This is a genomic window from Lacinutrix salivirga, assembly GCF_053604675.1.
Genome location: NZ_JBSHNP010000084.1, coordinates 1 through 26,274, shown reverse-complemented (window position 1 = coordinate 26,274; position 26,274 = coordinate 1). Strand labels below are relative to the sequence as shown.

Below are 26,274 nucleotides of genomic sequence, written 5' to 3'. Positions count from 1 at the left end.
CAATGAATAACTTAATAAAAAATATAGGAATAGTAATTATGATTGTAAGCGTTATGGCCTGCAATCAAAATGCTAAAAATACAGCAGAAACAAACACCACTACTAAGTCAAACACTGCAGAAGATGTAGTTACAAAAGGACTAGTTGAAGAGGTTTTAACAAAAGAAGAGCAAGATGCCTTAACACCAGATAGTGTAATTAATGCGCTTAAAGAAGGCAACACTAGATTTATGAATAATGATTTAACTGCCAGAGATCACTCTAAACAAGTAAGAAATAGTACACTATCTCAATATCCAAAAGCTATTGTATTATCTTGTGTAGATAGTAGAGTACCAGTAGAGGATGTTTTTGACAGAGGAATTGGTGATCTTTTTGTTGCTCGTGTTGCAGGTAATTTTGTAAACGAAGACATACTTGGCAGTATGGAATTTGCTTGTAAAGTTTCTGGTTCTAAACTAATATTAGTTTTAGGCCATGAACATTGTGGAGCAGTAAAAGCAGCAGTGGATAATGTAAAATTAGGTAATATTACGCCAATGCTTCAAAAAATAAGACCTGCTGTAGAAAGTGTTGTATATGAAGGGGAAAGAAATGCAAAAAACAAAGAATTTGTTCACATGGCATGCGAGAGTAATGTTAAAAATACTTTAGCACAAATTAGATTAAATAGTCCAATTTTAAAAGAAATGGAAGACAATGGAGAAATTAAAATTAAAGGAGCTATTTACGATATGGATAATGGCAAAGTAGATTGGCTATAAAAATTTTAAAAGAAAAACAATTACTAATTAAAACAAAACCTAAACGTTATAGAGTATGAAAAACTTATTTTCAAATATTAAAGGAGACGCATTTGGTGGTATCACTGCTGGTATAGTCGCCTTACCTTTGGCATTAGCCTTTGGAGTATCTTCTGGATTAGGTCCAACTGCAGGACTCTATGGAGCCATTTTTATAAGTTTCTTCGCAGCACTTTTTGGAGGAACTAACACGCAAATTTCTGGACCAACCGCTCCAATGACTGCTGTTTCTATGATTATTATTGCAGGTATTATTGCCTCTAATGATGGTGATGTAGATAAAGCCTTACCAGTAATATTAACCGTGTTTTTATTAGCAGGATTAATGCAAATTGGTTTAGGTGCAATAGGACTAGGAAAGTACATTCGTTATATACCTTATCCTGTGGTTTCTGGGTTTATGACTGCAATTGGTGTAATAATCTTATTAACTCAGGTTTTACCTGCTTTAGGCTATTATCCTAAAGAAGATATGGAATTTGTAAATAAGTTTAAACCTGTAGCAGAAGAAGTAATCCTAGAAAATATTTTAAAAGATGAAGCTGGAGAAGGTATTCTAGTTTTAGAAGATTTTAAAGAAACCATTTCTAGAGCTAATAAAATCTCGCAAGCAGATATTTTAAAAGAGTCGCAAACTCTTGCAGCTAAAGAAACATCTGGTGCTTTAGGTGCTATAAAGGCATTTCCAAGAGCATTCCAAAACATAAATTGGTTAGAACTTATTTTAGCGTTAGGAACCATCTTTATAATTTATGGTTTTAAACGCATTACTAAAGCTGTACCTAGTACTTTAGTCGCTTTATTGGTAATGTCTGGTATTGCAGTTGGATTTGGGTTAGACTATAGAGCAATCCAAGAAATACCAAGCGGTTTACCAATTCCTAACTTAGAAATATTTACAGGTTTTACCTTAAGCGCAATTACGCCATATATTTTTACAGCTTTAACATTAGCTTTATTGGGAGCTATCGATTCTCTACTTACTAGTGTAGTTGCAGATAATATGACAAAAACCAAACATAAGCCTAATAAAGAATTAGTAGGACAAGGAATTGGTAATAGTATTGCAGCCGTTTTTGGTGGTATTCCTGGAGCAGGAGCAACAATTAGAACAGTTGTTAATATTACTTCTGGTGGTAAAACAAAACTATCTGGTATGATTGCAGGTATATTATTGTTTATTATTCTTTTAGGATTAGGACCAATTGCTTCTAAAATTCCAGCTGCAGTATTAGCTGGTATTTTAATCACTGTTGGTATTGGAGTTATGGATTATAAAGGATTAAAAGCAATACCAAGCTTACCAAAGGATATAAAACTTGGTCCATTAAAATTAAGCTCGGAAGTATTAATAATGTTTATAGTATTATTATTATCTACTTTCTGGAACTTAGTTTATGCTGTTGGAATTGGTTTAGTTATTGCGTCTTTAATGTTTATGAAAAAAATAGGCGATTTAACAGCCGAGCGTTCAGACGTTAAGTCTTTAAAAGAAGAAGCTTGGGCAGACGAAGGCGATTTCCCAGCAAATCTTAAAGAAGAAGTTTTTATAAAACACTTAAAAGGACCGTTATTTTTTGGTTCAACTAGTGATTTTCAAGCTTTAACCCTACAAATACCAGAAACTGCTCAGTACGTAATTATGCGTTTAGGGAGAATGCAATATATGGACCAATCTGGTTTATATGCCATGGAAGACATGTTACAAGATTTAAAAAGCAAAAACATTGATGTGTTGTTTGTAAACCTTTTAAAACAACCACGATACATGATGGAACGTATTGATATTATTCCAGATTTTATTCCAGAAGAACACATTTTTTCCAATTTTAAAGAATGTACAAAATGGATTAAAGAAAATGTAAAAGACACTATTTAAATAATTATTAACTAAAAAAATAAAAATTATGCCACATAGAGATAAAGCAATATCTAAAGATGTTCAAGAAAAATTAACACCATCATCTGTGTTACAAGATTTTATAGAAGGAAACAATCGTTTTGTTAAAGACGAGCTTAATACATTTGATGCTAAAGCACTGGTTTCGCAAACTAAAGATGGACAACACCCAAAAGCAGTTGTGCTTTCATGTATAGATTCTAGAGTTCCTGTAGAGCTAATATTTGACCAAACAATAGGAGATGTTTTTGTATCTCGCGTAGCAGGAAATTTTGAGAATGTAGATATTTTAGGAAGTTTAGAATACTCTTGTAAAGTAGCTGGCAGTAAATTAATTTTTGTGTTAGGTCATGAAGCTTGTGGAGCTGTAAAAGCTGCTTGCGATGGTGTAGAGCTAGGAAATATTACTGCAATGTTAGATAATATATTACCTGCTGTAAAACAAAGCGCAGATGAGGTTGATGGAAATTTAGATTCTTCTAACAAAGCATTTGTAGCTAAAACAGTAGAAAATAACGTAAAGCTAACCATGGAGCGTATTCGCGAGAAAAGTCCGATTTTAAAAGAAATGGAAGACGCTGGCGATATTAAAATTGTAGGAGGTGTGTATAATTTACACACAGGAAAAGTAGAAATGCTTTAAACAATAAAACTATAGTTTAAAAAAGGGTTGTCTTTAGAGACAGCCTTTTTTTATGTTTCAGTTTCTTGTTTTTCTTCATTTAAAAAATCTTCTGGTGTTGCAGCCTTAATAATATCAGGAAAAATCATAGGAGCAAGAGATTTTACAGGCTCATATAAAATAGAATCTTTTATGTGCTCCTCGTCCACAAACGTAATAGTGGTGTTCATTTTATTAAATACTATAAGTAACACACTAAGTATTAAACCTATTTTTAATGCGCCAAAAACACCACCTAAAAGCTTATTTAAAATGCCTAAAGCTGCAAAATCTGCTAATTTGGTTAATGCCTTTCCTGCAAGAGAAATTACTAAAATTATAATTATAAAGGTAATGGCAAAAGCAGTAATATTTATAGTTTTTTCATCCCAATCTGTTCTGGTTTGTAATAAGTCGGCAACAAAATAACTAAAATGGATAGCACCATAAACACCAGCAATTAAAGCAACAAGAGAGGCAACTTCTACAAAAAGACCTTTCATAAAACCACGAACAAGTCCAAAAAGGAGTAAAGCACCTAAAACAATATCAATAACAGCCATAACATTAAAATTTCAACAAATATAACCTAACTTTGCAACTTTCAAACTTTATACTTTTAACAAATACATGTCTAGAGACCAAGAATTAAAACAACGTTGGGAATTAGTAGTCCAAAAACTGTCCGATCAATTTGCAGATGGAGACACCTTAGATTTGGATGCTATAATCTACCTTATTGGAGTACAGGAATTAGGACAATTGGACCGTAAATTTAAAAAAGACCATAAGCTAGATTTAATGCATATTGCTATTTGTAAATTACTTACACCTTATGGATATTATGAATTTGAATTTGTAGATGAGGATGGCTGGCCGCATTACACAATTAAAGAAGAATTGCCGCACTTAAAAGCAGGCGAACAAAGCGTTTTAATGAAAGAAGCCATTGTAAATTACTTTGTTGAAACAGAATATATAAAATAGAAATTACTAAATTTGCCACCAATTTAGAGCATATTATGATCGATAAGATAAAAGAACTTATAGCAGAAGCAGAAAGCTTTAAGGCACAATCTAAGGATGAAGTTGAAGCCTTCCGAATTAAATATTTAGGTAAAAAAGGATTGCTAAACGATTACTTTAAAGAGTTTAAAAATGTGGCAAACGACCAGAAAAAAGAATTTGGTCAGGTAATTAATGCGCTTAAAAAAACTGCTGAAGACAAAGTAAATGCTCTAAAAGAAGAGTTAGAAAACAACGAAGATGTTCAAGGACTAGCTGGCGATTTATCACGACCTGGAGAACCCATTCAAATTGGAGCAAGACACCCAATCTCTATAGTAAAAAACCAGATTATAGATATTTTTTCGCGTATAGGTTTTAATGTTAGTGAAGGACCAGAAATTGAAGACGATTGGCATAATTTTACAGCATTAAATTTACCAGAATATCATCCTGCTCGCGATATGCAGGACACGTTTTTTATACAAACCAATCCAGATATATTATTACGTACACACACAAGTTCTGTACAAGTGCGTTATATGGAAAATAACAAACCGCCAATACGTACAATTTCGCCTGGAAGAGTGTATAGAAACGAAGCAATATCTGCACGTTCACATTGCTTTTTCCATCAAGTAGAAGGATTGTATATAGATACAGATGTAAGTTTTGCAGACTTAAAACAAACTTTGCAATATTTTACAACAGAATTATTTGGGAAGTCTAAAATTAGATTACGACCATCTTATTTTCCATTTACAGAACCTAGCGCAGAGATTGATGTATTTTGGGGTTTAGAGACCGAAACCGATTATAAAATTACAAAAGGAACTGGCTGGTTAGAAATTGGAGGCTGTGGTATGGTAGATCCAAATGTGTTAGAAAATTGTGGTATAGATTCTAAAACCTATTCTGGTTTTGCTTTTGGTGTTGGTATAGATCGTATAGCTATGTTATTGCATCAAATTGGCGATATTAGATTATTAAGTGAAAACGATGTGCGCTTTTTAGAGCAGTTTAAGAGTGCGCTGTAATTCTTGCAAAAAAAAGGTGTCTCCTTAATAAAAAAGCTAATAAATAATTTCAAAAATGTCATTCAGAGTATAGCGAAGAATCTCATTGTATAAACTAAAGGTTCGATTAAAAGTTTTCCGCGTTTGTGGAAAAGAAAATAGTTATTTTTGTGAAAAAAGATATTAAAATCCCTAAAGTTGAAGGTGTTTATCTAGCTGTTGTAAACGAGTACAACGACATTTATAAAACACAAGATTGGAAAGCTTATATAATTAACGATAAAGACGTTGATTTAGAAATGGTACTTATTGTTATTAGTGGTTTTTCTGAAGATAAAATGACTTCTATTTTTAGAAAAAAATTAGATAAGCTTCCTAAAAAAAGTTATGCTAAAATAGAGTTAATCCAAGAAGAGTTATTTGCTTTAACCAACCAATTTAAAGTGTCTTTTTTTGAAGGCAATACCATGTTTGACAAAACCTATACGTTTAGAAAAAATACTATTAATTTAAAGGCGTTACAATCTATTCCTTTAATGGATGTTAAAGGTGTTTTGGTAAAGTAAAATAACACTATAAATTACGATAAATTCAATTTGTTTTAACTATTGATATAAAACGTATCTAGGAGGAATAAGATTATTTAATCGCATATAAACAAGCATTTGTCCTCTGTGGTGTGTAATGTGGTCTGATAGCAACAAGAAAATTTGTCGTTTTGATCTGATTAGACCAAAATAATCTATCTCATCATCTAATTGCTTCACATCAAATTTTTTAATGAGTTTTATGGCTTCATCAAAAGTGTTATTTAATATTGCAATCATTTCTTTTTTAGATTTGTCGTTAACCTTAAAAATAGTATCTGTTTTCCAATCTCTAGATTCTCGTTCACCTAATAATGATTGACTATGCCAATCTATAGCATAACCAATATGCATTAAATTTTCGGCAAAGGAAAGTGATTCAGGAGTAGCTTTAAAGCCGTATTTTTTTTCTGGCATAGCTTCAGCAACAACAATTAAGTATTTTTTAGAATTTTCCAGTCGCTCTAAATAGTCTATTACAAAGCTATTTTGTTGTGCAAATACAGGCGAAATAATAATACTAGATAGAATTAATGTTATAATTAATAGATGTTTCATTGTATTAATATTTCTATATTTAAAATAGTTACAAACCGAATTAATCCAACTTATCTGTTAATTTATTAAAGGTTTTTTTTGGGTCTTTGCCTTCGTATAAAATAGCGTAAACGGCTTCAATTATAGGTAAATTAGTCTTCTTTTTGTTTTTTTCGTTTAATAAATGCGCACTTTTTGTAGCATAATAGCCTTCTGCAACCATATTCATTTCCATTTGTGCAGATTTTACGGTGTAGCCTTTACCAATCATGTTTCCAAACATTCTGTTTCTGGAAAAAACAGAATAGCCTGTTACTAACAAATCGCCTAAATAGGCAGAGTTGTTAATATTACGTTTCATTTTATGCATTTTTTTAATAAAACGTTTCATTTCTCTAATTGCATTGCTCATTAGCACACTTTGGAAGTTGTCTCCATAGCCTAATCCATGTGCTATTCCTGCTGCAATAGCATAAATATTTTTAAGCATTACTGCATATTCTGTTCCAATTACATCGTCGCTAATTTTAGTTTTTATGTAATTGCTAGAGAGTGCATCTGCAATATATTGCGCTTTAATTGGGTCTGCGCACGAAATAGTAAGGTAGGATAGACGTTCTAGTGCAACCTCTTCGGCATGGCAAGGACCAGCAATTACTCCAATATTTTCAAAAGGAATATTATAATGGTCTGTAAAATGCTCGCCAACTAATAAACCTGTTTCTGGAATAATACCCTTTACTGCAGAGACTATTGTTTTTTGAGTGATATCTGTAGTGAGTTTCTCTAATTCGGAATGGATAAACGCAGAAGGGATTACAAAGATTAACACGTCTGCATAGTCTGCCATCTCGTTAATATCATTGCTTAGTTTTAGTTGCTCTAAATGAAACTCTACCGAACTTAAATAACTAGGATTATGTTGCTCCTTTAAAAGATGTTCTTTAGTATAAATACTGCGCATATACCAACCTACTTCATCTAAGTTTTCGCATAACATTTTTACAATTGCAGTTGCCCAACTTCCACTTCCAAAAACTGCATATTTTAATTTATTACTCATTTTAATAGTTTAGTCTTTAACTGTAAATTACTTTATATACAGCATGTTATATTATTATGTATAAATTTTAATTTAAAATAATGCTCTAACTTTATTATATATCAAAAATACGTAAAATTTCAATCTTATATAACTACTGATTATCAGCTAATTATATATTTTGGCATAGCTTTTGAAAAAGGTGTAGTATCATCAATTAAAACTACAGATTATGAAAACAATTAAATTACTTTCGATTTTCGCACTAGCGACAACACTTTTTACATCGTGTTACACAGAGGTTATAGTAGATGATTACGCAGATCCAACACCTGCAATTTCATTGCATCAATTACTTAATTCGCATGAGTTATGGTATGTAGATATTAACCAAACTGTGGGTTATGGCGAAACCTATTTTTTACAAATTGCGTTTACAGTATCTTTTAAAAATGGTGTACTCTATGCAAATAACAATTTGGTAGGTATTGGTAGCCAAGGGAATGGTTTTGGTGTTCCAATTGGTTATTATGATGCTTATGATATGATTTTAGATATTGACCACGATATTGATGGCTTTGATAGCTTTGATGTGTACCAAGTAGATTATAACACCATTGAATTATACAATCCATTTAATGACACGTCGTATTTTTTAGAAGGTTACCAACGTTCAAATTTTGATTACGACTATGTTTTCTATGATAACATCCACTATTTTATGCAAGAATATGAAGCTTGGGAGAAAACATACACTAGTAATTTTGGAGCATTAAATGAGTTTGATAACGAAAACTATTTACAGTTTTTAGCTGGAGGAAATGATTCTACTTTTAGAAGCTCACAAGATTTACAAGGTACAAATCCAAACAACATATTTTGGGATTTTACAGGAGATTATAGTATTGGTAATGTTTCTGGTAACCTTTATACAAAAACATTAACGTTAGATTACGATTATTTTGATAATGAGTTTTTTGAATTAAATGTGATTAATGATCAAACGGTAGAGTTACTACATACAGATTCTGGTACTGTTTACGAATTTAAAGGTAGAGGCTACATCCAATACTTAAAAAACGGAACAAGTATAGATAAATCTAAATCCTCTTCAGAAAAAAAACGTAAGCAATATACCAAGAAGAAGGATAATGCAAGATCAAGTACAAGATAATTTTTTTTGAATTAGTTAATTAGTTAGTTTAAAGCTGCTTAAGGAGACCTCTTTAAGCAGCTTTTTTTAATTTTACAAACTGTTAAAATTTTGGCATAAGAGTTGTTAACATTAGTTGGAGTTAGGAACTATTTTTTTAACTTTACAATAATTAATAACACTTAAAAACAAAAAACAATTATGGGATTATTTTCATTTATTAAAAATGCAGGCGCAAAAATTTTCGGAATAGGTAAAACTACTGAGGAAGAGGCTGCTGAAAAAGCTGCTGCAGCAAATGCAGAAGAGTTAAAAGAAGAAGCATTAGTTGCGCGTAGATTAGAAAACACAGTTAGAGACTTAGACTTACAAGTTGAAGGCTTAAACATATTTATAGACGACGATGCGGCAACCATTTCTGGTATGGCATACGACCAAGCTACAAGAGAGAAAGTAATATTAGTAGTAGGAAACTCTAATGGTATTGCAACTGTTGACGATCAAATGACTGTTGAAAACAAAGAGCCAGAAGCTCAATTTCATACAGTAGCTAGTGGAGACACGTTAGGTAAAATTGCTAAAACTTACTATGGAAATGCAATGAAATATCCTGTAATTTTTGAAGCTAATAAACCAATGTTAGAACATCCTGATAAAATTTATCCAGGTCAAGTATTACGTATTCCTGCTTTAGACTAAACATACATAATAATTAGATTAAAAACGCCAACCTGAAAAGGTTGGCGTTTTTTTTTAGTTTTGAACACTAAAATTCCCAATCATCTGCGTAAATACCATAGATGTAATCCATTTCATGTTTTACAACATACATTTCGTCTCTATCTATATACTCGTTAACATTGTAAGCATAAACTTTAATGTCATTCCGTTTTAAAGCTTTTAAAAGATCAATATTAGAAGCAATTATATTTCTGGATAATGCAATATGTTTAATATTATGTTTTTTTAAAGTTTCTATTTTATTGTCTTCAATATTAAATAAAACCCTTTGAGAAGGCATAGCTGTTATGTTGTTTTCTTTGGCTTCTACAACAGCTTCCCAAGTAAAAAGTTCCATAATTAAACGTTTTGGAGCAATAAAATGTTGAGCAAAAGCTTTAGGTTCATTAATTTTATCTGTAACTAAAATAGCATCTGTATGGGTTGCAAACCATTGGTTAATAGCTTTCATATCCAAAGGCGTGTAAGTATTGTAAAGTTTATAACTCATAAATTCTTGATGGGAAACAGGAACAGTTTTGGTGTAACCAGACATCTTTTGCCAATCTTCCCAATAGTGCGCAGCTACAAATTTATTATCGCTTGTTTTAATAATATCTAATTCGAAGAGGCGAAACCCTTTAGCGTAATTTAAATCTAAAGCCTCAAGTGAGTTGGTGTAAATATGGTCGTCTATTTTTCCGCCAGCATGAGCAATATAGCGTAATGTATCTGTTTTGTAAGCTTCAAACTCCTTAGATATTTTAGGTATTATATAAGGTTTTAATTCACTTCTAGAAAATCCAGTAACATTTAAAGCGGTTAATTCACTTATATGGTTTTTTATAAACTCATTTTTATCACCAGAAATATAATGGGTTAAAAAAGTCACATTGTGTTTAATTTCTGCACCTTCTAAAATTAATTTTGGCAAGTCTATTTGGTAAATTGTTTGGTCTTTTGGGTAACTAATGGTGTTTTGTTTCGCATTGGTTAGTACATATAAACCTCTATCTCCTGTGTTTTCAAACAATTTAGCATCTCCCATTTTTAAGTGATCTGGAAAAATATAGACTACAGTATTTTTTAATGCATTAATAGATTTTAAGTAACCAATAAAATCCTTAATCATATAATCTGTGGCAGCAGCCATAAACTCAATATCAGAGTTTTTGGGAGTAATAACCTCCTCCATTCGTTTATCGTAAATGCCATCTGGAAAATGTGTGCTTAGCGTAGAAATGAATAAGGCAAACGGTTGTTTTTTTTTAGTATTTATTAGCACTTCTTTTTTTGCGATTTCAAAAAGGTCCTTATCCTGTGTGGCTTGGTTTATACTATTTCTATCTATAATATTATTTACTTTTAAAGCATACAACATGTCTTTTGTGCCAGACACTTCTGCATTATCTCCAATGTAAGTGGTTTTATAATTCTGTTTGTTTAAAACATGAGTAATACCAGTAATATTAGAGTGGTAGCTAGACTGAAAAATAGTATTATGCATTGTGCCAAAATAAGCAGGGAATCCTGTTAAATAGGTGTACATGGAGCCGCTTGTCCATTGGCTACCTTCATTTTGATTCATGTTAAAATAATGCCAACTCTCATTAGTTTTTAACGAACGTAAATAAGGGGTTAACTCAGCATATTTATCGCTTAAATAACCTTTTTCAAAAGATTCTAGAGATATTATAATTACATTTTTTCCGGTTCCTGAAACCTCAATATGTTCTGGCAACACATAATCTGCCATCCCTAAAGTTTTTAATTGCTCTTTAAAAGGTTTATTGTCCACTTTTAAACTCGATGCTAGCTGATAACTTTTTTGGATTACACCATGCTTTGAGCTCATTACAAACAAAGCGAGTAGTAAAACAACAACTTTTAATATTTTTAAAGTTGAAGTAGATTTACTAGACTTAATAAAAGGGATAATTTTTATCACTTTTAGAACAAGCTGTTTTGCATAGAAAAACAACAGAAATAAAAGCACTAAAACAAGTACAAAAAAGAAAATTTTGTTTTTAAAGAGACCTAACATTGCTGAAACATCTCGTGTATTAAAATGAATAATAAAGCTATAATCCACAAAGGATTTTACAATATATAATGAGGTAAGTTGTAGTGTAGTAAACACACTAAATGTTAAGGAAAGAAAAATGCGAAGCCATTTCGGTTTTAAGTAAGAAGCTATAATAATAAAGCTAATTATAAGCAAGATTAAATTTAGCAATAACCGCTTACCACCAAAAAAACCAAATAGTTGCTCAATAGCTTCCATTATTATTATTTATAAAAATTCATAGTATCTAAATAGTGCCAAACAGGTTCTGGTAATAATGGTTTTATATTTTTTCCTGCTTTAATCCCTTTTCTTATAAACGTGGAAGAGATTTCCATAATTGGAGCATCTACCTTGTGAATTTTTTTATGGTTAGTAAATTGAGAATCTACAGCACCTTCAGAAATACGAGGGTACGTGTAAATAGTATGATGCTCTAAAATAAGTTCGTAATTTTTCCATTTATGAAACCCTTTAAGGTTGTCTTCTCCCATAATTAAAGAGAACGTGTGTTTTGGATATTTTTCTTGTAAATAAGTGAGTGTATTTATAGTATAATTAGGTTGTGGTAATTTAAACTCAATATCACTTTCTTTTAATTTTGTGTAGTCTTTTGTGGCAAGATATACCATTTCTAAACGTTGGTAATTATCTAGTAAAGTACTCTTCTTTTTAAAAGGGTTGTGAGGAGTAACTACAAACCAAATTTGGTCCATATCACTATGTTCAACCATGTGGTTGGCAATAATTAAATGTCCAATATGAATAGGATTAAAGGAGCCAAAATATAACCCAATGTTCATAATAATTATTTTTTATTTATAAAATTACCTACTATAGTTTCGGCTTCAATTAAGGCTTTTTCTAAATTATCGTTTTCAATTACAACATCAAATAAAGGAGCAGTAGCAAGCTCTGCACTTGCTTTAGCAACTCGCATATTTATTTTATCGTCACTTTCAGTCTTTCTATTTTTTAGTCTAATTTTTAACTCATCTATACTTGGAGGCTTTACAAACACGGCTAACGTTTTCTCAGGAAATTTACGTTTTATGCGTAAGCCACCAGATACATCTATATCAAAAATTACATTTTTACCTAAGGCCCAAATGCGTTCAATTTCAGTTTTTAAAGTGCCATAAAAATTATCTCTATAAACTTCTTCCCATTCTAAAAAATTATCATCTTTAATATGTTGTTTAAATTCTTTTAGAGATAAAAAGTAATAATCCTCTGCATGTACTTCTGTACCTCGTTTTTCTCTAGAGGTTGCCGAAATAGAAAACTCTAAGTTTAAGCTTTCTTTGCTTAGCAAATGCCTAACAATAGTAGTTTTGCCAGATCCTGAAGGTGCCGAAAACACGATTAGTTTTCCTCCTGTTTTAGTGTTGTTTTTACTCAATATTTTAGTTTTTAAAGCACATTCAATAATTGTTCCTTTATTTTCTCTAGCTCATCCTTCATTTGTACCACTAGCTTTTGCATTGGAGCAAAATTACTTTTAGAGCCTATTGTGTTTATTTCTCTTCCCATTTCTTGGCCAATAAACCCCAATTTTTTTCCGTTGGAATCTTCAGATTTTAAGGCAGTAAGAAAATAGTCTAAATGGTTTTTTAAACGCACTTTTTCTTCAGTAATATCAAATTTTTCAATATAATATACAAGTTCTTGTTCAAACCGGTTTTCGTCGTATTTTTCTCTTAGCTCTTCTACACCTTTAAGCAAACGTTCTCTTACACCTTCTACACGCTCAGGATCCATTGCAATAACTTGCTCTAATAACTCGCTTATAGTACTAATTCGTTTTATAAAATCGGCTTCTAGTACTTTACCTTCGTCTAATCTATAATTAGAAATATGTTCTATAGTTTCGTTAATTGTAGTTTCGATGTGTTGCCACTCGCTGTCATCAATCTCTTCTCTCACTGTATTTAATGCATCTGGAAAACGCACAGCCATTTTTAACAGCTCTGTATCGTCACCATCCACAACAGCTTTAAGTTGCTTTATGTATTGTTTAACTACTGGAGTGTTTATTTGAGTTGAGGTGTCATCTGCTGTAGTTTCTACATAAATCGAAAAATCTATTTTACCACGTTGCAGGTGTTTAGCAATTAGTTTTCTTAAATCCAGCTCCTTTTCTCTGTAAATAGAAGGCATTCTAGCATTAAGATCTAAATTTTTGCTATTAAGCGACTTTAGCTCTATTGTAATTTTTTTTGTTGGTAGCTGTAAAACAGACTTACCATAACCTGTCATTGAATAAATCATACATTTTATATAAGAAAAACAAAGGTAAGCAAAACAAAAGCCATAGAAAACTCTAAAGTGTATTATGCAAGCCTATAATAATATTGTAATTTTGAAAACTTAAAAAAACACTATGTACACAAAAGAATTTGAAATACGTTGGAGTGATATTGATGCAAACAGGCACTTAGCGAATTCAGCTTATATAAATTTTATGAGCCATACACGAACTGGTTTTTTGCAGGAATACGGTTTTTCGTTAATGGAATTGTCTAAAGCAGGTATTGGTCCTGTTGTTTTTTATGAGCATGTACATTATTTTAAAGAAGCTTTTTTAGGACAACCTATTACTGTTGGATTAGAAGTTTCTGGTTTGAGTGAGGATGGAATGTTTTTTAAATTTGATCATAATTTTTACAACCATAAAGGTCAAAATTTAGCATTTTGTGAGATTTTTGGTGCTTGGATAGATTTAGAAACCAGAAAATTAACAGCATTGCCTGAAGCTTTAATGGCTTTAGCCGAAAAGTTTCCAAAATCTGAAAGCTATAAAGTGTTAACAAAAGAAGATACTCGTGCACATGGAAGAGCTCCAAAACATTTAAGTCTTTAATTTAACTTTGGTTTTTTAGTCACTAAAAACACACCAGAAAAAATTAGCAACATAGCTAAAACTTTAACAATGTTTATAGAGTCTGCGCCTACAACTATGGCAAAAATGCCTGCTATCATTGGTTGTAAATAAATAAAAGTACCAACGGTTGAAGCTTTTAATTTTCTCAAGGCTAATGGATTAAGCAGGTATGTTCCAAAAGTTGCACCTACAACTACAAATGCAACAGAAAAATAAACGTAAGGCGAAAAAGTATGCCACTCAATTTCTTGAACATCATTATAACCAAAAGGTATTACCATTATTAAGCCAAACAAAAACAACCATTTTATAAATGTAAAAGGATGGTATTTTGAGGTTAATTTTTTAATAATAATTATATATACACTATAAGAAATAGCATTAATTAAAATCATTAAGTTACCCAATAAAATGTTGTCTCCTGGGCGAGAAGATTTGCCGTAAACAGTGAGTAAAACAGCACCTGAAAACCCTAAAAAAATACCCAATGCTTTTATTGCAGTAACACGTTCTTTTAAAAATAAAGACGAAAAAATTAATATTATAATTGGTGTTATAGTAACAATAACAGAAGCGTGTATTGGTGTTGTAAGCTCCAAACCTTTTAAAAACAACAACATGTTGGTTGCTACACCAAAAACAGCTGCAAGAAAAAATGTTTTATAGTCTTTTCTGTCAATTTTTTCTTTAGGCATAAAGGTGCCTAAAATCCAGAATAAAATTGTAGCACCTAAAACTCGTAAAATAACTAGCCCAAAGGGTTTTACATAACCTTCGTTCATAATAAACTTAGCAAATGTGTAGTTTATACCATAAAGGAGTTGCACTAAAAACAATGCAAATAAAGCAAAGTTCCTACTATTCATTCAAAAATTGTTTGGTGGCTTCAACTGTTTTTTTGGAGTTTCCTATAAAAATAGAATTACCACTAATAATTACTGGGCGACTTAAAAATGTATAATGTTCTAAAATGTAATTTTTAAAATCTGTTTCGGTTAAAGCAATATCTTTTAACCCTTTTTCTTTGTACAATCTAGCACGTTTACTAAATAAGGCTTCGTAGCTACCAGAACGCTTTTGCATGTCCTCAACCTGCTCAACAGTAATAGGTTCGGATTTTATATCTTGTAAAATAAAATCTGAAGGCAGATTTAATTCTTTAATAATCCTCATACATGTCGTACATGTTTTTAAGTAGTAAACTTTTTTCATAGTTAAACTCACAGTTTATTGCAATGCAAATTAATTAATGCAAAGTAAATTCTTTTTACCCTAAAAGTCTTATTTTTAAACAAAAATATAGACTATGGATTTTGCTTTTGACACCACTATTAAAAACCGAAAATTATTAGAAAGTTTTTTAGATAATTTCTCATTAGAGCAACTTAATAAAGTGCCAGATGGTTTTAAAAACAATATATTTTGGAATGTTGCGCATACAGTTGTTACCCAACAATTATTGGTTTATAAGTTGTCTGGTTTGCCTATGCTTTTAGATGAAGAGTTAATAGATAAGTACAAAAAAGGGACTAAAACCGAAAGCGATGTTACACAAGCCGAAGTAGATCAAATACGACAATTACTATTTTCTACAATCGAAAAAACTAAGGAAGATTACAACAATAGAGTATTCCAAACGTACCATGAATACACAGTAACAACAAAAAGTACGTTAACAAATGTAGATGAAGCTATTGCATTTAATAACTTTCATGAAGGGATTCACTTAGGTTATATTTTAGCACTAAAAAACGCCCTTTAAAAGTTAAGGTAGTTGTCTGCAACTTCGTAAGGTATTGTAAACTCCATAACATCGTTTTGCGATTGTCCTAAATTAAAATTGTAGTAAAAAATAATTACGCCATCTTCACTAAAACCTATGGTTTCAGGAAGTTCAAAATTGGTTCCATAGTTAAATTTAGAGGTATCATTTACTGTGGTTGCTACTTCTTTATCATAATATTTTTTTACTAAACCCTTAAAATCATTAAGATTTGTTACTAAATCTTCCGTTTTTAATTGCACACCAGTTTTCTGATTAAAATTAAAAAATTTTAGAGTTAACGGGCTATTTGCAGAGCCAGTATTTATGCTAGAGTTCATGGCAATACTTACAATGTTTTCATTTTTAAAAGTTAATTCACCATCAATTAAAGCTTCCCATTTTGGGAAATTTTCTGGAAATTCCGGATCGAGTAAATCTTTAAATTCTAAAAAAGAAGCATTAAAAGCAGCAATACTTTCTTCTAAGGTTTCTTTTGGTTCTTTAGCAGAATCTATATGCAGTGCCTTACAAGCAAATTGAGTTAATGTATTATTGATGTTTTTTGCAGCTTCGGTTTTACTTTCAGCTTTTGGAATGTTAATTTCTACCACTGTTTCCTGCTCTTCTAAAAAAGCAGTTTCAGAAAAGTTTAAAACCACGTCTTGCTTACAAGACAGGTTAGAAACAAATAAAATAATAAGAAATAAACGACCTAATTTAGAAAAGGAAAAACTGTTACACATGGACTAAAGGTATGATTTGCATTTTAATACAACGAATTAAAAGCTATTTTTGTTGTAAACAAAATGAATATGAAATTTAATACCAAAACAATACATGGTGGACAAAAAAATGACGCAGCCTATGGTGCAGTAATGCCACCTATTTACCAAACTTCTACCTATGCACAAACCACACCTGGAGAACACAAAGGATATGAGTATTCCAGAAGCCATAATCCCACCAGACATGCATTAGAAAACGCTTTTGCAAGTATAGAAAACGGGAATTTTGGAATGGCATTTGGGTCTGGTTTAGCAGCTATAGATGCAATAATGAAGTTATTAAAATCTGGAGACGAAGTGATTTCTACAAGCGATTTATATGGTGGAACTTACAGGTTGTTTACTAAGATTTTCGAAGATTTTGGGATAACATTTCATTTTATTGGTATGCAAGATGCTGCAAATATAGAAGCGTACATAAATAAAAACACAAAACTTATTTGGGTAGAAACACCAACAAACCCAATGCTAAATATCATAGACCTTAAAGCTACTGCAGCAATTGCAAAAACACACAATGTTTTATTAGCTGTAGATAATACCTTTGCAACGCCTTATTTGCAGCAACCACTAGATTTAGGTGCAGATATTGTAATGCATTCTGCAACAAAATATATTGGAGGCCATAGCGATTTGGTAATGGGAGCACTTATTGTTAGGGACAAAAAACTTGCAGAGAGATTGTATTTTATACAAAATGCAAGTGGAGCAATTTGTGGTCCACAAGACTCTTTTTTAGCATTAAGAGGTATTAAAACATTACACGTTAGGATGCAACGCCATTGTGAGAACGGTAAAGCTGTCGCTGAATATTTAGCGTCACACCCAAAAATTGAAAATGTATATTGGCCAGGTTTTACAAACCATCCAAACCATAACATTGCAAAAGCACAAATGAAAGATTTTGGAGGTATGGTCTCTTTTACAACAAAAGGAAATAATTATAGTGAAGCTATTAAACTAGTCGAAAACATGAAAGTGTTTACTCTAGCAGAATCTTTAGGTGGAGTAGAGTCGCTCGCAGGACATCCAGCAAGTATGACGCACGCCAGCATTCCAAAAGAAGAACGCGAAAAAACAGGTGTTGTAGATTCTTTAATTAGACTAAGCGTTGGTATTGAAGATATAGACGATTTAATTGCAGATTTAAAACAAGCAATTGGATAATAGTTTTAGTGTTTATAAACTGAAAAAGCTCAAGTGTTAACTTGAGCTTTTTCTATATATTATTTTTAAGTTTTAATCTAAATAATAAATATAACCAAAGTTTAGCCATACTAACCAATCGTTAAATTTGTTTGAAGATAATTGGTGATCTAAACCATCAATTTTATTGTTAAAATAGGTTTGCCATCTTAAATCTACCATCAAATCAGATAGCGGACTTATTTTATAACGTGTACCAACACTAGCAACTACAGACCATGTAGTTCCGCCTTCAACATCAATAGATCCTGGCTCCCAACGCGAATAAAAATTATTAGCATTTTCTATATTTCCATCAATAAGCCCAGTATTTGGATCAAAATAATTTGTACTTGCTTTAGGATTAAAAGACACATAATGCACACCAGCACTTATAAAAGGAGCCCAACCTCCTGTGTAAGCTTGAAATTGACGAATACTTAAAGGAAAATATTCAATTTGCATACCAATATCAAAATTATTTGCAACACCTTCGTGTGCTCTTAATTTATTGGCATTTGGAGTGTTTCGGCTATCCTCTACCCATTTACCATAATGCTTTAAGTTTGTTTTATTCCAAGATAATTCTGTTCTTAATTTAAAATGATCATTAAAATAATTGTCTGTACTGTAGCAGTTACAATCGGCACGATAAGCAAAATTTATATAATGCACTAACCCAATCCCAATTCCAGTATTGCCAATATTAGTATCAAAATCAAAACGCTCACCAAAATCCGATCTAAAGGATACAGGTCCAGCAATAATACCTACTTCATGCGAAAAACCTAACTGCGAAAAAGCAGTGTTTGAGGCTAAGCAAAATAGGAGTACAGCAACTAAATTCTTCATGTTAAGCATGATATGGTGTATTTTTAAGAGGCTTATATTCTAGCAAATATATAAAAACTCGATAAACAAACAAATATTACAGACTAAATGCATAAAGTTTAAAAGAGTTCGATGTTTTTTTTATATTTAATAGACTGCGAATTTAAAAAAAAAGAGCAGTAATTTTTAAAGAAAATGTATATTTGTAGCTATATTTTAAGAGTATTATTAATATTTGTGTAAATGAAAAACAAAATAGAATCTTTTTTAGAGCTAGTTAAAAAAACTAATAGTCACGAACCAGAATTTTTGCAAGCTGTGCATGAAGTTGCAGAAACTGTAATTCCTTTCATAGAAGAAAATCCTAAGTATCAAGGAAAAATGTTGTTAGAACGTATGGTGGAGCCAGAACGCACAATTATCTTTAGAGTGCCTTGGATAGATGATAATGGTAATACACAAGTAAATAGAGCATTTAGAGTAGAGTTTAACTCAGCTATAGGACCTTATAAAGGAGGTTTGCGTTTCCATCCTTCGGTAAACTTAAGTATTCTTAAGTTTTTAGGTTTTGAGCAAGTATTTAAAAATTCGCTTACAACACTTCCAATGGGAGGAGGTAAAGGAGGTAGTGATTTTAACCCAAAAGGTAAAAGTGATACAGAGGTTATGCGATTTTGCCAAGCTTTTATGAGTGAACTGTTTCGTCATATTGGCGCAAACACAGATGTTCCTGCAGGAGATATTGGTGTTGGAGGTAGGGAAATAGGCTATATGTTTGGTCAATATAAAAAGTTACGAAATGAGTTTACAGGTGTATTAACAGGAAAAGGCTTGTCTTACGGAGGATCCTTAATACGTCCAGAAGCTACAGGATATGGTTGTGTTTATTTTGCAAAAAACATGCTGGCAACTAAAAACGATTCACTTGAAGGCAAAACAGTTGTAATATCTGGTTCAGGAAATGTAGCTCAATATGCTTGCGAAAAAGCTACCGAACTAGGAGCAAAAGTGGTAACAATGTCTGATTCTTCAGGATATATATATGATGAAAATGGAATTGATGCTGAAAAATTAGCACACATAATGGAAATTAAAAACGTAAATAGAGGAAGAATTAGTGAGTATGTAGATACATATTCTTCAGCTAAATACTTTAAAGGCGAAAGACCTTGGAGTGTTAATTGCGATGTCGCAATGCCTTGTGCCACACAAAACGAATTAAATGAAGCCGAAGCTAAGATGTTAGTAAATAATAATGTTATTGCTGTTGCAGAAGGCGCAAACATGCCAACAACACCAGAAGCTATTGAGGTATTGCAAAATGCAAAAGTATTATTTGCTCCAGGTAAAGCCTCTAATGCAGGAGGTGTTGCAACTTCTGGATTAGAAATGAGTCAAAATTCGTTACGTTATAATTGGACAAGAGAAGAAGTTGATGAAAAATTAAAACAAATAATGAATGATATCCATGAGTCTTGCGTAGAATATGGCAAACAAGACGATGGAACTATAGACTATGTGAAAGGTGCAAATGTTGCAGGCTTTGTTAAAGTAGCAGATGCTATGTTAGCACAAGGAGTGGTTTAAAATAAACTTCATTTCTTTTTAGTTTTAAAATATTAATTAGTGATAAATTGCGTTATAACTTATATTTGAAAACATGAAAGTTAAAATTATAGTTATAATTCTTTTAGGAATAAGTCTAGTTTCTAAAGCACAAGATTACACAGAAAGTTGGATAGGACATTTTTCTTATTTAGAAATATCTGATGTTTCTAAAGGAGCAACAAAACTTTATGCTTCTGCCGAAAACTCTGTTTTTGTTTATGATTTTGAGACTAAAGAAATAGATAAACTATCATCAATTAATGGACTTTCTGGAGAAACTATTTCTACAATAAAATATGTAGAAACCGAAAATCTAGTACTTATAGGTTTTGAAAATGGACTCATTCAAATTTATGACGAAATTAACCAGAGTATAATCTCTGTTGTAGATATACTAGAAAAAACTATAATTCCACCTAATAATAAGTCAATAAATCATTTTAATATACATAATGGTTTAGCATATATAGCAACCGACTTTGGAGTTTCTGTATATGATTTACAAAACTTAGAATTTGGAGACACTTATTATATTGGTTCAAATGGAACTCAAATTGTAATCAATCAAACAACTATTTTTGGAGATTATATATATACTGCTTCACCAACAGGTGTTCGAAAAGGACTATTAAGTAATACTAATCTAATAGATTACCAAGAATGGGAAACTGTATTTAATGGTAATTGGCTACAAATAGAATCTTTAAACGATGTACTGTATGCAACTAGGAGTAATAAAAGACTTTATGATATTTCTAACGATAGTTTAATTACACTAATAATATACCTAGACACTCCTTTAGATCTAAGAGCAGTAAATAATAAATTAATTGTAACAACAAGAAGCGAAGTGTTTGTTTACGATGAGTTTTTTGCAGAATTAGCTTATGCTACCGAAAACGAGGTTTACGATAATACAAGATTTTCATCTGCAACTATAAATGAAAACAATGAGTTGTTTATAGGTACAAATGCAATAGACAATATTGGAAAACCTGGTTATGGAATTTTAAAATCAACTTTTGATAATCCTACAGATTATGAAGAAATTTACCCTTCAGGACCATTAAAAAATTTTATTTTTAAAATAGAAGCTACTTCATCAGATATTTATTTAACTCATGGAGGGCATTCCATCTCTTTCAATCCAAATACAGGGTTTAGAAAAGCAGGAATTAGTCATTATTTTAATGAATCTTGGAATAACATCCCTTACGACTCCTTAACATTAACAACAACTAATCCTTGGTCATTGTCATATATTTCGATTAATCCGGTTAATAATGCGCAAGCTTTCATTAGCTCATCTAGAAGAGGACTTGTAGAAATCAATGATAATCAAGCAATAACTTTATTTAATGGTGATAATAGTACTATAATCCCATTTACAGGACCAAATTTATTTACGCATGCTTCAACATATGATTCTAATGGATCACTTTGGGTTATGAATTCTCGTGTCGATACCTCAATAAATAAATACGAGAATGAACAATGGCAATCGTTTAGCCTTGGGGAAATTATAGGTTCTCCCACAAGTAATTTAGGGTTTGGAGATATAGAACAAGATGAGCAAGGTAATTTCTTTATAGGCAGCCATCAATATGGTGTAATAGGCTTTAATGAAAATAATGGTAATCCTATTTTTAAAAACCTTGTTGGTGAAGATAATAATTTACCATCGCCTTCTGTACGCTCAATTGCTGTAGATAATTCTGGTCAAATTTGGGTTGGAACTGGTAAAGGGCTTAGAATAATTTATAATGCTAACGCATTTATGACAGACAATCAAGAAGTTGATGAAATTATAATAGTTGAAGATGGTACACCAAAAGAACTCCTCTTCCAGCAATTTATAACAGATATAGAAGTAGATGGCTCTAATAACAAATGGATTGCAACTTTAGATACTGGTGTGTATTATTTATCTTCTGATGGACAAGAAACCATACTTCATTTTACTAAAGACAACTCCCCTTTACCATCTAACAATGTTTTGGATGTATCTATAGATAATGTTAATGGTTTAGTTTATATGGCAACAGATAAGGGATTATTAGCCTATAAATCTGACGGTTCAAAACCTCAGGAAACACTAAATAATGCCTATGTATTTCCAAACCCAGTGCGACCAAATTTTAATATAGCCGAAGAAAAAATTAAAATACGAGATATTTCTGAAAATCTAAACATAAAAATAACAGACATCGAAGGTAATCTAGTTGCAGAGGCAGAAACCAATACAAATTCAAGATTTAAAGGATATAATTTAGAAATTGATGGTGGAACAGCACTTTGGAATGGCAAAAATTTATCAGGAAGAGAAGTAGCAACAGGAGTGTATTTAGTGATGCTTTCAGATTTAGAAACTCTTGAAACTAAAGTGTTAAAAGTAATGGTTGTGAGATAATGTTTATTTCTACAAAAGCCATTGTATTATCTAAGCTAAAATATAGAGATAGCGACTTAATTGTTAGATGTTACACTAAGCAACAAGGCATAGTCAGTTTTATTTTAAGAGGTATTTTAAAAAGTCGTAAACGCGCTAGTAAAACTGCTTATTTTCAATTGCTTTCGCAATTACAATTAGATTATAATTTTAAATCTAACAGCTCACTTCATAGCATAACAGAAGTTAAATTAGACACCTTTTATAGCAGCCTTCACACCAATGTATATAAAAGTTCAATAGTAATTTTTTTATCTGAAATTTTAGCGACTACATTACAAGAAGAGGAGGCTAATACATTATTATACGAGTATATAGAAAATGCATTACAATGGTTGGATAATAGTGAGGACTATGCCAATTTTCATTTATTATTTTTAATAAACTTAACTAAATATTTGGGTATTAATCCAGACACTTTAAATATAGACCTTAAGTATTTTAATTTACAAGAGGGTAAGTTTGAAGTTAAACCTTCAAATAAATATTCTATTTCAGGCGAAAATTTAACACTCTTAAAATTGTTATTAGGCACAAATTTTGCGGTTTTAAATGAAATAAAAATAAATTCAAAACAAAGACAAGCCATGTTAACTTTAATATTGCTTTATTTTGAATTACATTTGGGAAGTTTTAAAAAACCCAAATCATTACAAATATTTAATCAAGTATTTAATTCTTAAAATGAAGCAGTTTTGTGTAGTTTTTTTATTTGTATCCGTTATTGTAAACCTCCATGCGCAACAATTAAAAGTAATTAATAGCACTACAAATGAGCCAATTCCTGGAGTTGCAATCTTTAATAAAAATAAAGATAAAAGTGAAATTACAGATTTTGATGGTTTAGTAAATTTAAACGTGTTTTCAGAGAACGAAACACTTATTTTTCAACATCTTAGTTACAAGCGTAAAGTTAAAAAGAAAGCACTATTAGCTAAAGTCTTAAAGTTAGAACGCACAGCACAAGGACTAGAAGAAATTGTGATCTCTGCATCAAAGTTTAAGGAAAACAAAAATGATATTCCCAGAAAAATAGTTAGTTTAAACGCAAAAAACATCACATTTTCTAATCCGCAAACAAGTGCAGATTTATTAGAAAACACAGGGCAAGTCTTTATTCAAAAAAGTCAATTAAGTGGAGGAAGTCCAATGATAAGAGGGTTCTCAACAAATAGACTTTTAATAACTATAGATGGTGTTAGAATGAATAATGCCATATTTAGAGGCGGAAATCTTCAAAATGTAATCTCTATAGACCCATTTTCTGTAAGTAAAACAGAAGTTATTTTAGGAGCAGGATCTGTAATTTATGGTAGCGATGCCATTGGAGGCGTTATGAGTTTTTACACCAAAACACCGCAGTTCTCTAAAACAGATTCTTTAATAACTAATACAAGTTTAGTAGGACGATATGCCACTGCAAGTAATGAAAACACAGGGCATATTTCTTTAAATTTAGGATTAAAAAAATGGGCTTTCTTAACACAAGCTAGTTATACATCGTTCGATGATTTAAGGATGGGAACACACGGTCCAGAAGCATATTTAAGACCAGAATTTGTGAATACAGTGAATGGACAAGATCAGGTTGTAAATAATAACAACCCTAAAATACAAAGGCACACAGGATACAACCAATTAAATCTAATGCAAAAAGCAAGCTATAAAGCGGCCGAAAATTTAGATTTAAATTTAGGGGTATATTACACCACAACCTCAGACAATCCAAGGTACGATAGATTAACGCGCTATAGAGATAATACACTACGTTCTGCAGAGTGGTATTATGGGCCACAACGTTGGTTTATGGTTAATTTTGGAGCCACAAAATTAAGCAGTAATTCAAATCTGTACGATAAAATAAAAACAAATATTGCCTTCCAAAATTTTAACGAAAGCCGAATTGATCGTGACTTCCAAGATGTTGAAAGGTCAATTAAAAAAGAACAAGTAAACGCTTATTCTTTTAATCTCGATTTTGAAAAAGATTTAAATACTAAAACTAAATTATTTTATGGCTTAGAATATGTGTTTAATTCTGTGTTTTCAAAAGCTAAAATAGAAAATATAGAAACAGGGCAAACAGAAAAAACAGTAACACGCTATCCAAATAACTCGCAGTGGCAATCTGCAGCACTTTATGCAAGCTTAAAATACAAACCTAATCCTAAATTTGTTTTCCAATCGGGTTTACGATATAATAATGTATCGTATAAGGCAGATTTTACAGAAAATAATACGTTTTTAAACCTTCCATTTCAGTCTGCAAAAAGTAATTCTGGAGCATTAACAGGAACTGCAGGTTTTAATTGGATACCAAATAACAAAATTCAATGGCGTCTTAACCTTTCTTCAGCATTTAGAGCACCAAATATAGACGATATAGGTAAGGTTTTTGATTCGGAACCAGGATCAGTAGTTGTTCCAAATCAAAATTTAAAACCAGAGTATGCGTATGGAGGAGAATTAGGGTTAAGGTTAAAAGTCTCTAAAGCTTTAACTTTAGATATGGCGACTTATTACACCTATTTAGACAATGCGCTTGTAAGAAAAGATGGAAATATAAATGGCGAAACCGAAATATTTTATGCTGGAGAGTTAAGCAATGTGCAGTCTATCCAAAATGCATCAAAAGAGTGGATTTATGGTTTTGAAATTGGTGCAGAATTACAATTATCAAATTATTTTAAACTCACATCGCAATACAATATTCTTGGAGGAACAGAAGAAAAAAATAATATTGAGGTTCCTGTAAGGCATGTCTCTCCTAATTTTGGAAGTACTCATTTTGTTTGGGATAAAAATGCATTTAAACTCGATTTGTTTGCAAATTACAATAACGAGTTAGCGTTCAATCAATTAGCAGAATCAGAAAGAGGCAAAGATTATATTTACGCTTTAGATAAAAATGGGAATCCCTATTCGCCATCTTGGTACACACTAAATTTAAGAACGCAAGTTCAAATTAGCGATGCTATGCTATTAACTACAAGTTTAGAAAACATAACAGACCAACGTTATAAAACGTATTCTTCTGGAATTGCAGCTCCAGGACGAAATTTAATTGTTTCTTTAAAATACAGTCTATAATAGCAGTCAATAAAAAAGCTTTTGAAATGACTCAAAAGCTTTTTTAATTTTATTGTCACGTCCTGAAATAAGTTGACACAAAATCGACTTATTATGAAAAACAAAGAAACCAAAAGAGTAAAACGTACCCAACGCGATTATAATTTAGGCTTTAAATTAGCCCTTGTATCAGAGGTGGAAAAAGGCAA

26 protein-coding genes are annotated in these 26,274 nt (G+C 31.4%); 15 read left to right on the top strand and 11 right to left on the bottom strand.

Annotated elements, in window-relative coordinates; all coding sequences use genetic code 11:
- Positions 1–2: 2 nt before the first annotated feature.
- From ACVC5O_RS03535 to ACVC5O_RS03525, 3 genes are read left to right on the top strand one after another with little or no spacing between them, the layout of a single operon-like run.
- Positions 3–764, top strand: coding sequence for a carbonic anhydrase family protein (locus ACVC5O_RS03535; RefSeq protein ID WP_452220084.1), 762 nt, complete (start codon positions 3–5; stop codon positions 762–764).
- 55 nt (positions 765–819) lie between these two features.
- Positions 820–2,682, top strand: coding sequence for a SulP family inorganic anion transporter (locus ACVC5O_RS03530; protein WP_452220083.1), 1,863 nt, complete (start codon positions 820–822; stop codon positions 2,680–2,682).
- A 28-nt stretch (positions 2,683–2,710) separates the two neighbouring features.
- Complete coding sequence (locus ACVC5O_RS03525; protein WP_452220082.1) at positions 2,711–3,346, top strand: carbonic anhydrase family protein; 636 nt, start codon at positions 2,711–2,713, stop codon at positions 3,344–3,346.
- A 50-nt stretch (positions 3,347–3,396) separates the two neighbouring features.
- Here the strand turns inward: ACVC5O_RS03525 and ACVC5O_RS03520 are convergent, their stop codons facing one another.
- Entirely contained in the window at positions 3,397–3,927 is a 531-nt protein-coding gene (locus tag ACVC5O_RS03520) for a CvpA family protein (protein WP_452220081.1), read from the bottom strand.
- A gap of 67 nt (positions 3,928–3,994) precedes the next feature.
- Here ACVC5O_RS03520 and ACVC5O_RS03515 point away from each other — a divergent pair, with 67 nt between their 5' ends.
- From ACVC5O_RS03515 to ACVC5O_RS03505, 3 genes are all read left to right on the top strand, one after another.
- Entirely contained in the window at positions 3,995–4,351 is a 357-nt protein-coding gene (locus ACVC5O_RS03515) for a hypothetical protein (RefSeq protein WP_452220080.1), read from the top strand.
- Positions 4,352–4,386: 35 nt separating this feature from the next.
- A complete protein-coding gene (pheS, locus tag ACVC5O_RS03510; RefSeq protein WP_452220079.1) occupies positions 4,387–5,406 on the top strand; it encodes a phenylalanine--tRNA ligase subunit alpha in 1,020 nt (339 codons plus the stop codon).
- 149 nt (positions 5,407–5,555) lie between these two features.
- Positions 5,556–5,951, top strand: a complete 396-nt coding sequence (locus ACVC5O_RS03505) for a hypothetical protein (protein WP_452220078.1) — start codon at positions 5,556–5,558, stop codon at positions 5,949–5,951.
- 39 nt (positions 5,952–5,990) lie between these two features.
- On the opposite strand, the gene ACVC5O_RS03500 is transcribed toward ACVC5O_RS03505, so the two are convergent.
- Both ACVC5O_RS03500 and ACVC5O_RS03495 read right to left on the bottom strand, forming a co-directional pair.
- Positions 5,991–6,530 (bottom strand): DinB family protein, encoded by a 540-nt coding sequence (locus tag ACVC5O_RS03500; protein WP_452220077.1) that lies wholly within the window; start codon positions 6,528–6,530, stop codon positions 5,991–5,993.
- Between the two features lie 40 nt (positions 6,531–6,570).
- Complete coding sequence (locus ACVC5O_RS03495) at positions 6,571–7,572, bottom strand: NAD(P)H-dependent glycerol-3-phosphate dehydrogenase (protein WP_452220076.1); 1,002 nt, start codon at positions 7,570–7,572, stop codon at positions 6,571–6,573.
- Positions 7,573–7,783: 211 nt separating this feature from the next.
- Here ACVC5O_RS03495 and ACVC5O_RS03490 point away from each other — a divergent pair, with 211 nt between their 5' ends.
- Entirely contained in the window at positions 7,784–8,725 is a 942-nt protein-coding gene (locus tag ACVC5O_RS03490) for a nicotinic acid mononucleotide adenyltransferase (RefSeq protein ID WP_452220075.1), read from the top strand.
- A gap of 180 nt (positions 8,726–8,905) precedes the next feature.
- Complete coding sequence (lysM, locus tag ACVC5O_RS03485; RefSeq protein ID WP_452220074.1) at positions 8,906–9,403, top strand: peptidoglycan-binding protein LysM; 498 nt, start codon at positions 8,906–8,908, stop codon at positions 9,401–9,403.
- Between the two features lie 67 nt (positions 9,404–9,470).
- Here lysM and ACVC5O_RS03480 read toward each other — a convergent pair whose 3' ends face one another.
- The 4 genes from ACVC5O_RS03480 to ACVC5O_RS03465 form a co-directional block, all read right to left on the bottom strand.
- Entirely contained in the window at positions 9,471–11,564 is a 2,094-nt protein-coding gene (locus tag ACVC5O_RS03480; protein WP_452220073.1) for a sulfatase-like hydrolase/transferase, read from the bottom strand.
- Between the two features lie 149 nt (positions 11,565–11,713).
- Entirely contained in the window at positions 11,714–12,292 is a 579-nt protein-coding gene (gene nadD, locus ACVC5O_RS03475; protein WP_452220072.1) for a nicotinate (nicotinamide) nucleotide adenylyltransferase, read from the bottom strand.
- A 5-nt stretch (positions 12,293–12,297) separates the two neighbouring features.
- Positions 12,298–12,891 carry a guanylate kinase gene (gene gmk / locus ACVC5O_RS03470; RefSeq protein WP_452220071.1) on the bottom strand — a complete coding sequence of 198 codons (594 nt, stop codon included), beginning with the start codon at positions 12,889–12,891 and terminating at the stop codon, positions 12,298–12,300.
- Between the two features lie 11 nt (positions 12,892–12,902).
- A complete protein-coding gene (locus tag ACVC5O_RS03465) occupies positions 12,903–13,760 on the bottom strand; it encodes a YicC/YloC family endoribonuclease (RefSeq protein ID WP_452220070.1) in 858 nt (285 codons plus the stop codon).
- 112 nt (positions 13,761–13,872) lie between these two features.
- Between ACVC5O_RS03465 and ACVC5O_RS03460 the strand changes: the two genes are divergently transcribed.
- Positions 13,873–14,352, top strand: a complete 480-nt coding sequence (locus tag ACVC5O_RS03460; RefSeq protein ID WP_452220069.1) for an acyl-CoA thioesterase — start codon at positions 13,873–13,875, stop codon at positions 14,350–14,352.
- Here ACVC5O_RS03460 and ACVC5O_RS03455 read toward each other — a convergent pair.
- Positions 14,349–15,239 carry a DMT family transporter gene (locus ACVC5O_RS03455; RefSeq protein WP_452220068.1) on the bottom strand — a complete coding sequence of 297 codons (891 nt, stop codon included), beginning with the start codon at positions 15,237–15,239 and terminating at the stop codon, positions 14,349–14,351. The genes ACVC5O_RS03460 and ACVC5O_RS03455 overlap by 4 nt on opposite strands.
- On the bottom strand, positions 15,232–15,585 hold the full coding sequence (locus tag ACVC5O_RS03450) for an arsenate reductase family protein (protein WP_452220067.1): 354 nt from the start codon (positions 15,583–15,585) through the stop codon (positions 15,232–15,234). Before ACVC5O_RS03450 ends, ACVC5O_RS03455 begins: the two co-directional genes overlap by 8 nt.
- A 94-nt stretch (positions 15,586–15,679) precedes the next feature.
- On the opposite strand from ACVC5O_RS03450, the gene ACVC5O_RS03445 reads away from it, so the two are divergent.
- A complete protein-coding gene (locus ACVC5O_RS03445) occupies positions 15,680–16,135 on the top strand; it encodes a DinB family protein (protein WP_452220066.1) in 456 nt (151 codons plus the stop codon).
- Here the strand turns inward: ACVC5O_RS03445 and ACVC5O_RS03440 are convergent.
- Entirely contained in the window at positions 16,132–16,881 is a 750-nt protein-coding gene (locus ACVC5O_RS03440; RefSeq protein ID WP_452220065.1) for a PdaC/SigV domain-containing protein, read from the bottom strand. The genes ACVC5O_RS03445 and ACVC5O_RS03440 overlap by 4 nt on opposite strands.
- A 69-nt stretch (positions 16,882–16,950) precedes the next feature.
- On the opposite strand from ACVC5O_RS03440, the gene ACVC5O_RS03435 reads away from it, so the two are divergent.
- Entirely contained in the window at positions 16,951–18,090 is a 1,140-nt protein-coding gene (locus ACVC5O_RS03435) for a cystathionine gamma-synthase (protein ID WP_452220064.1), read from the top strand.
- Between the two features lie 72 nt (positions 18,091–18,162).
- Here ACVC5O_RS03435 and ACVC5O_RS03430 read toward each other — a convergent pair whose 3' ends face one another.
- Positions 18,163–18,960 carry a THC0290_0291 family protein gene (locus ACVC5O_RS03430; RefSeq protein ID WP_452220063.1) on the bottom strand — a complete coding sequence of 266 codons (798 nt, stop codon included), beginning with the start codon at positions 18,958–18,960 and terminating at the stop codon, positions 18,163–18,165.
- Positions 18,961–19,182: 222 nt separating this feature from the next.
- On the opposite strand from ACVC5O_RS03430, the gene gdhA reads away from it, so the two are divergent.
- The 4 genes from gdhA to ACVC5O_RS03410 all read left to right on the top strand — a co-directional run bounded on the left by gdhA (position 19,183) and on the right by ACVC5O_RS03410 (position 26,086).
- A complete protein-coding gene (gene gdhA / locus ACVC5O_RS03425; protein WP_452220062.1) occupies positions 19,183–20,526 on the top strand; it encodes an NADP-specific glutamate dehydrogenase in 1,344 nt (447 codons plus the stop codon).
- A 73-nt stretch (positions 20,527–20,599) separates the two neighbouring features.
- Entirely contained in the window at positions 20,600–22,957 is a 2,358-nt protein-coding gene (gene porZ / locus ACVC5O_RS03420; RefSeq protein WP_452220061.1) for a type IX secretion system anionic LPS delivery protein PorZ, read from the top strand.
- Positions 22,957–23,679 (top strand): DNA repair protein RecO, encoded by a 723-nt coding sequence (recO, locus tag ACVC5O_RS03415; RefSeq protein ID WP_452220060.1) that lies wholly within the window; start codon positions 22,957–22,959, stop codon positions 23,677–23,679. Before porZ ends, recO begins: the two co-directional genes overlap by 1 nt.
- 1 nt (position 23,680) lies before the next feature.
- Positions 23,681–26,086, top strand: a complete 2,406-nt coding sequence (locus tag ACVC5O_RS03410) for a TonB-dependent receptor (RefSeq protein WP_452220059.1) — start codon at positions 23,681–23,683, stop codon at positions 26,084–26,086.
- The last annotated feature ends 188 nt before the right edge of the window (positions 26,087–26,274 follow it).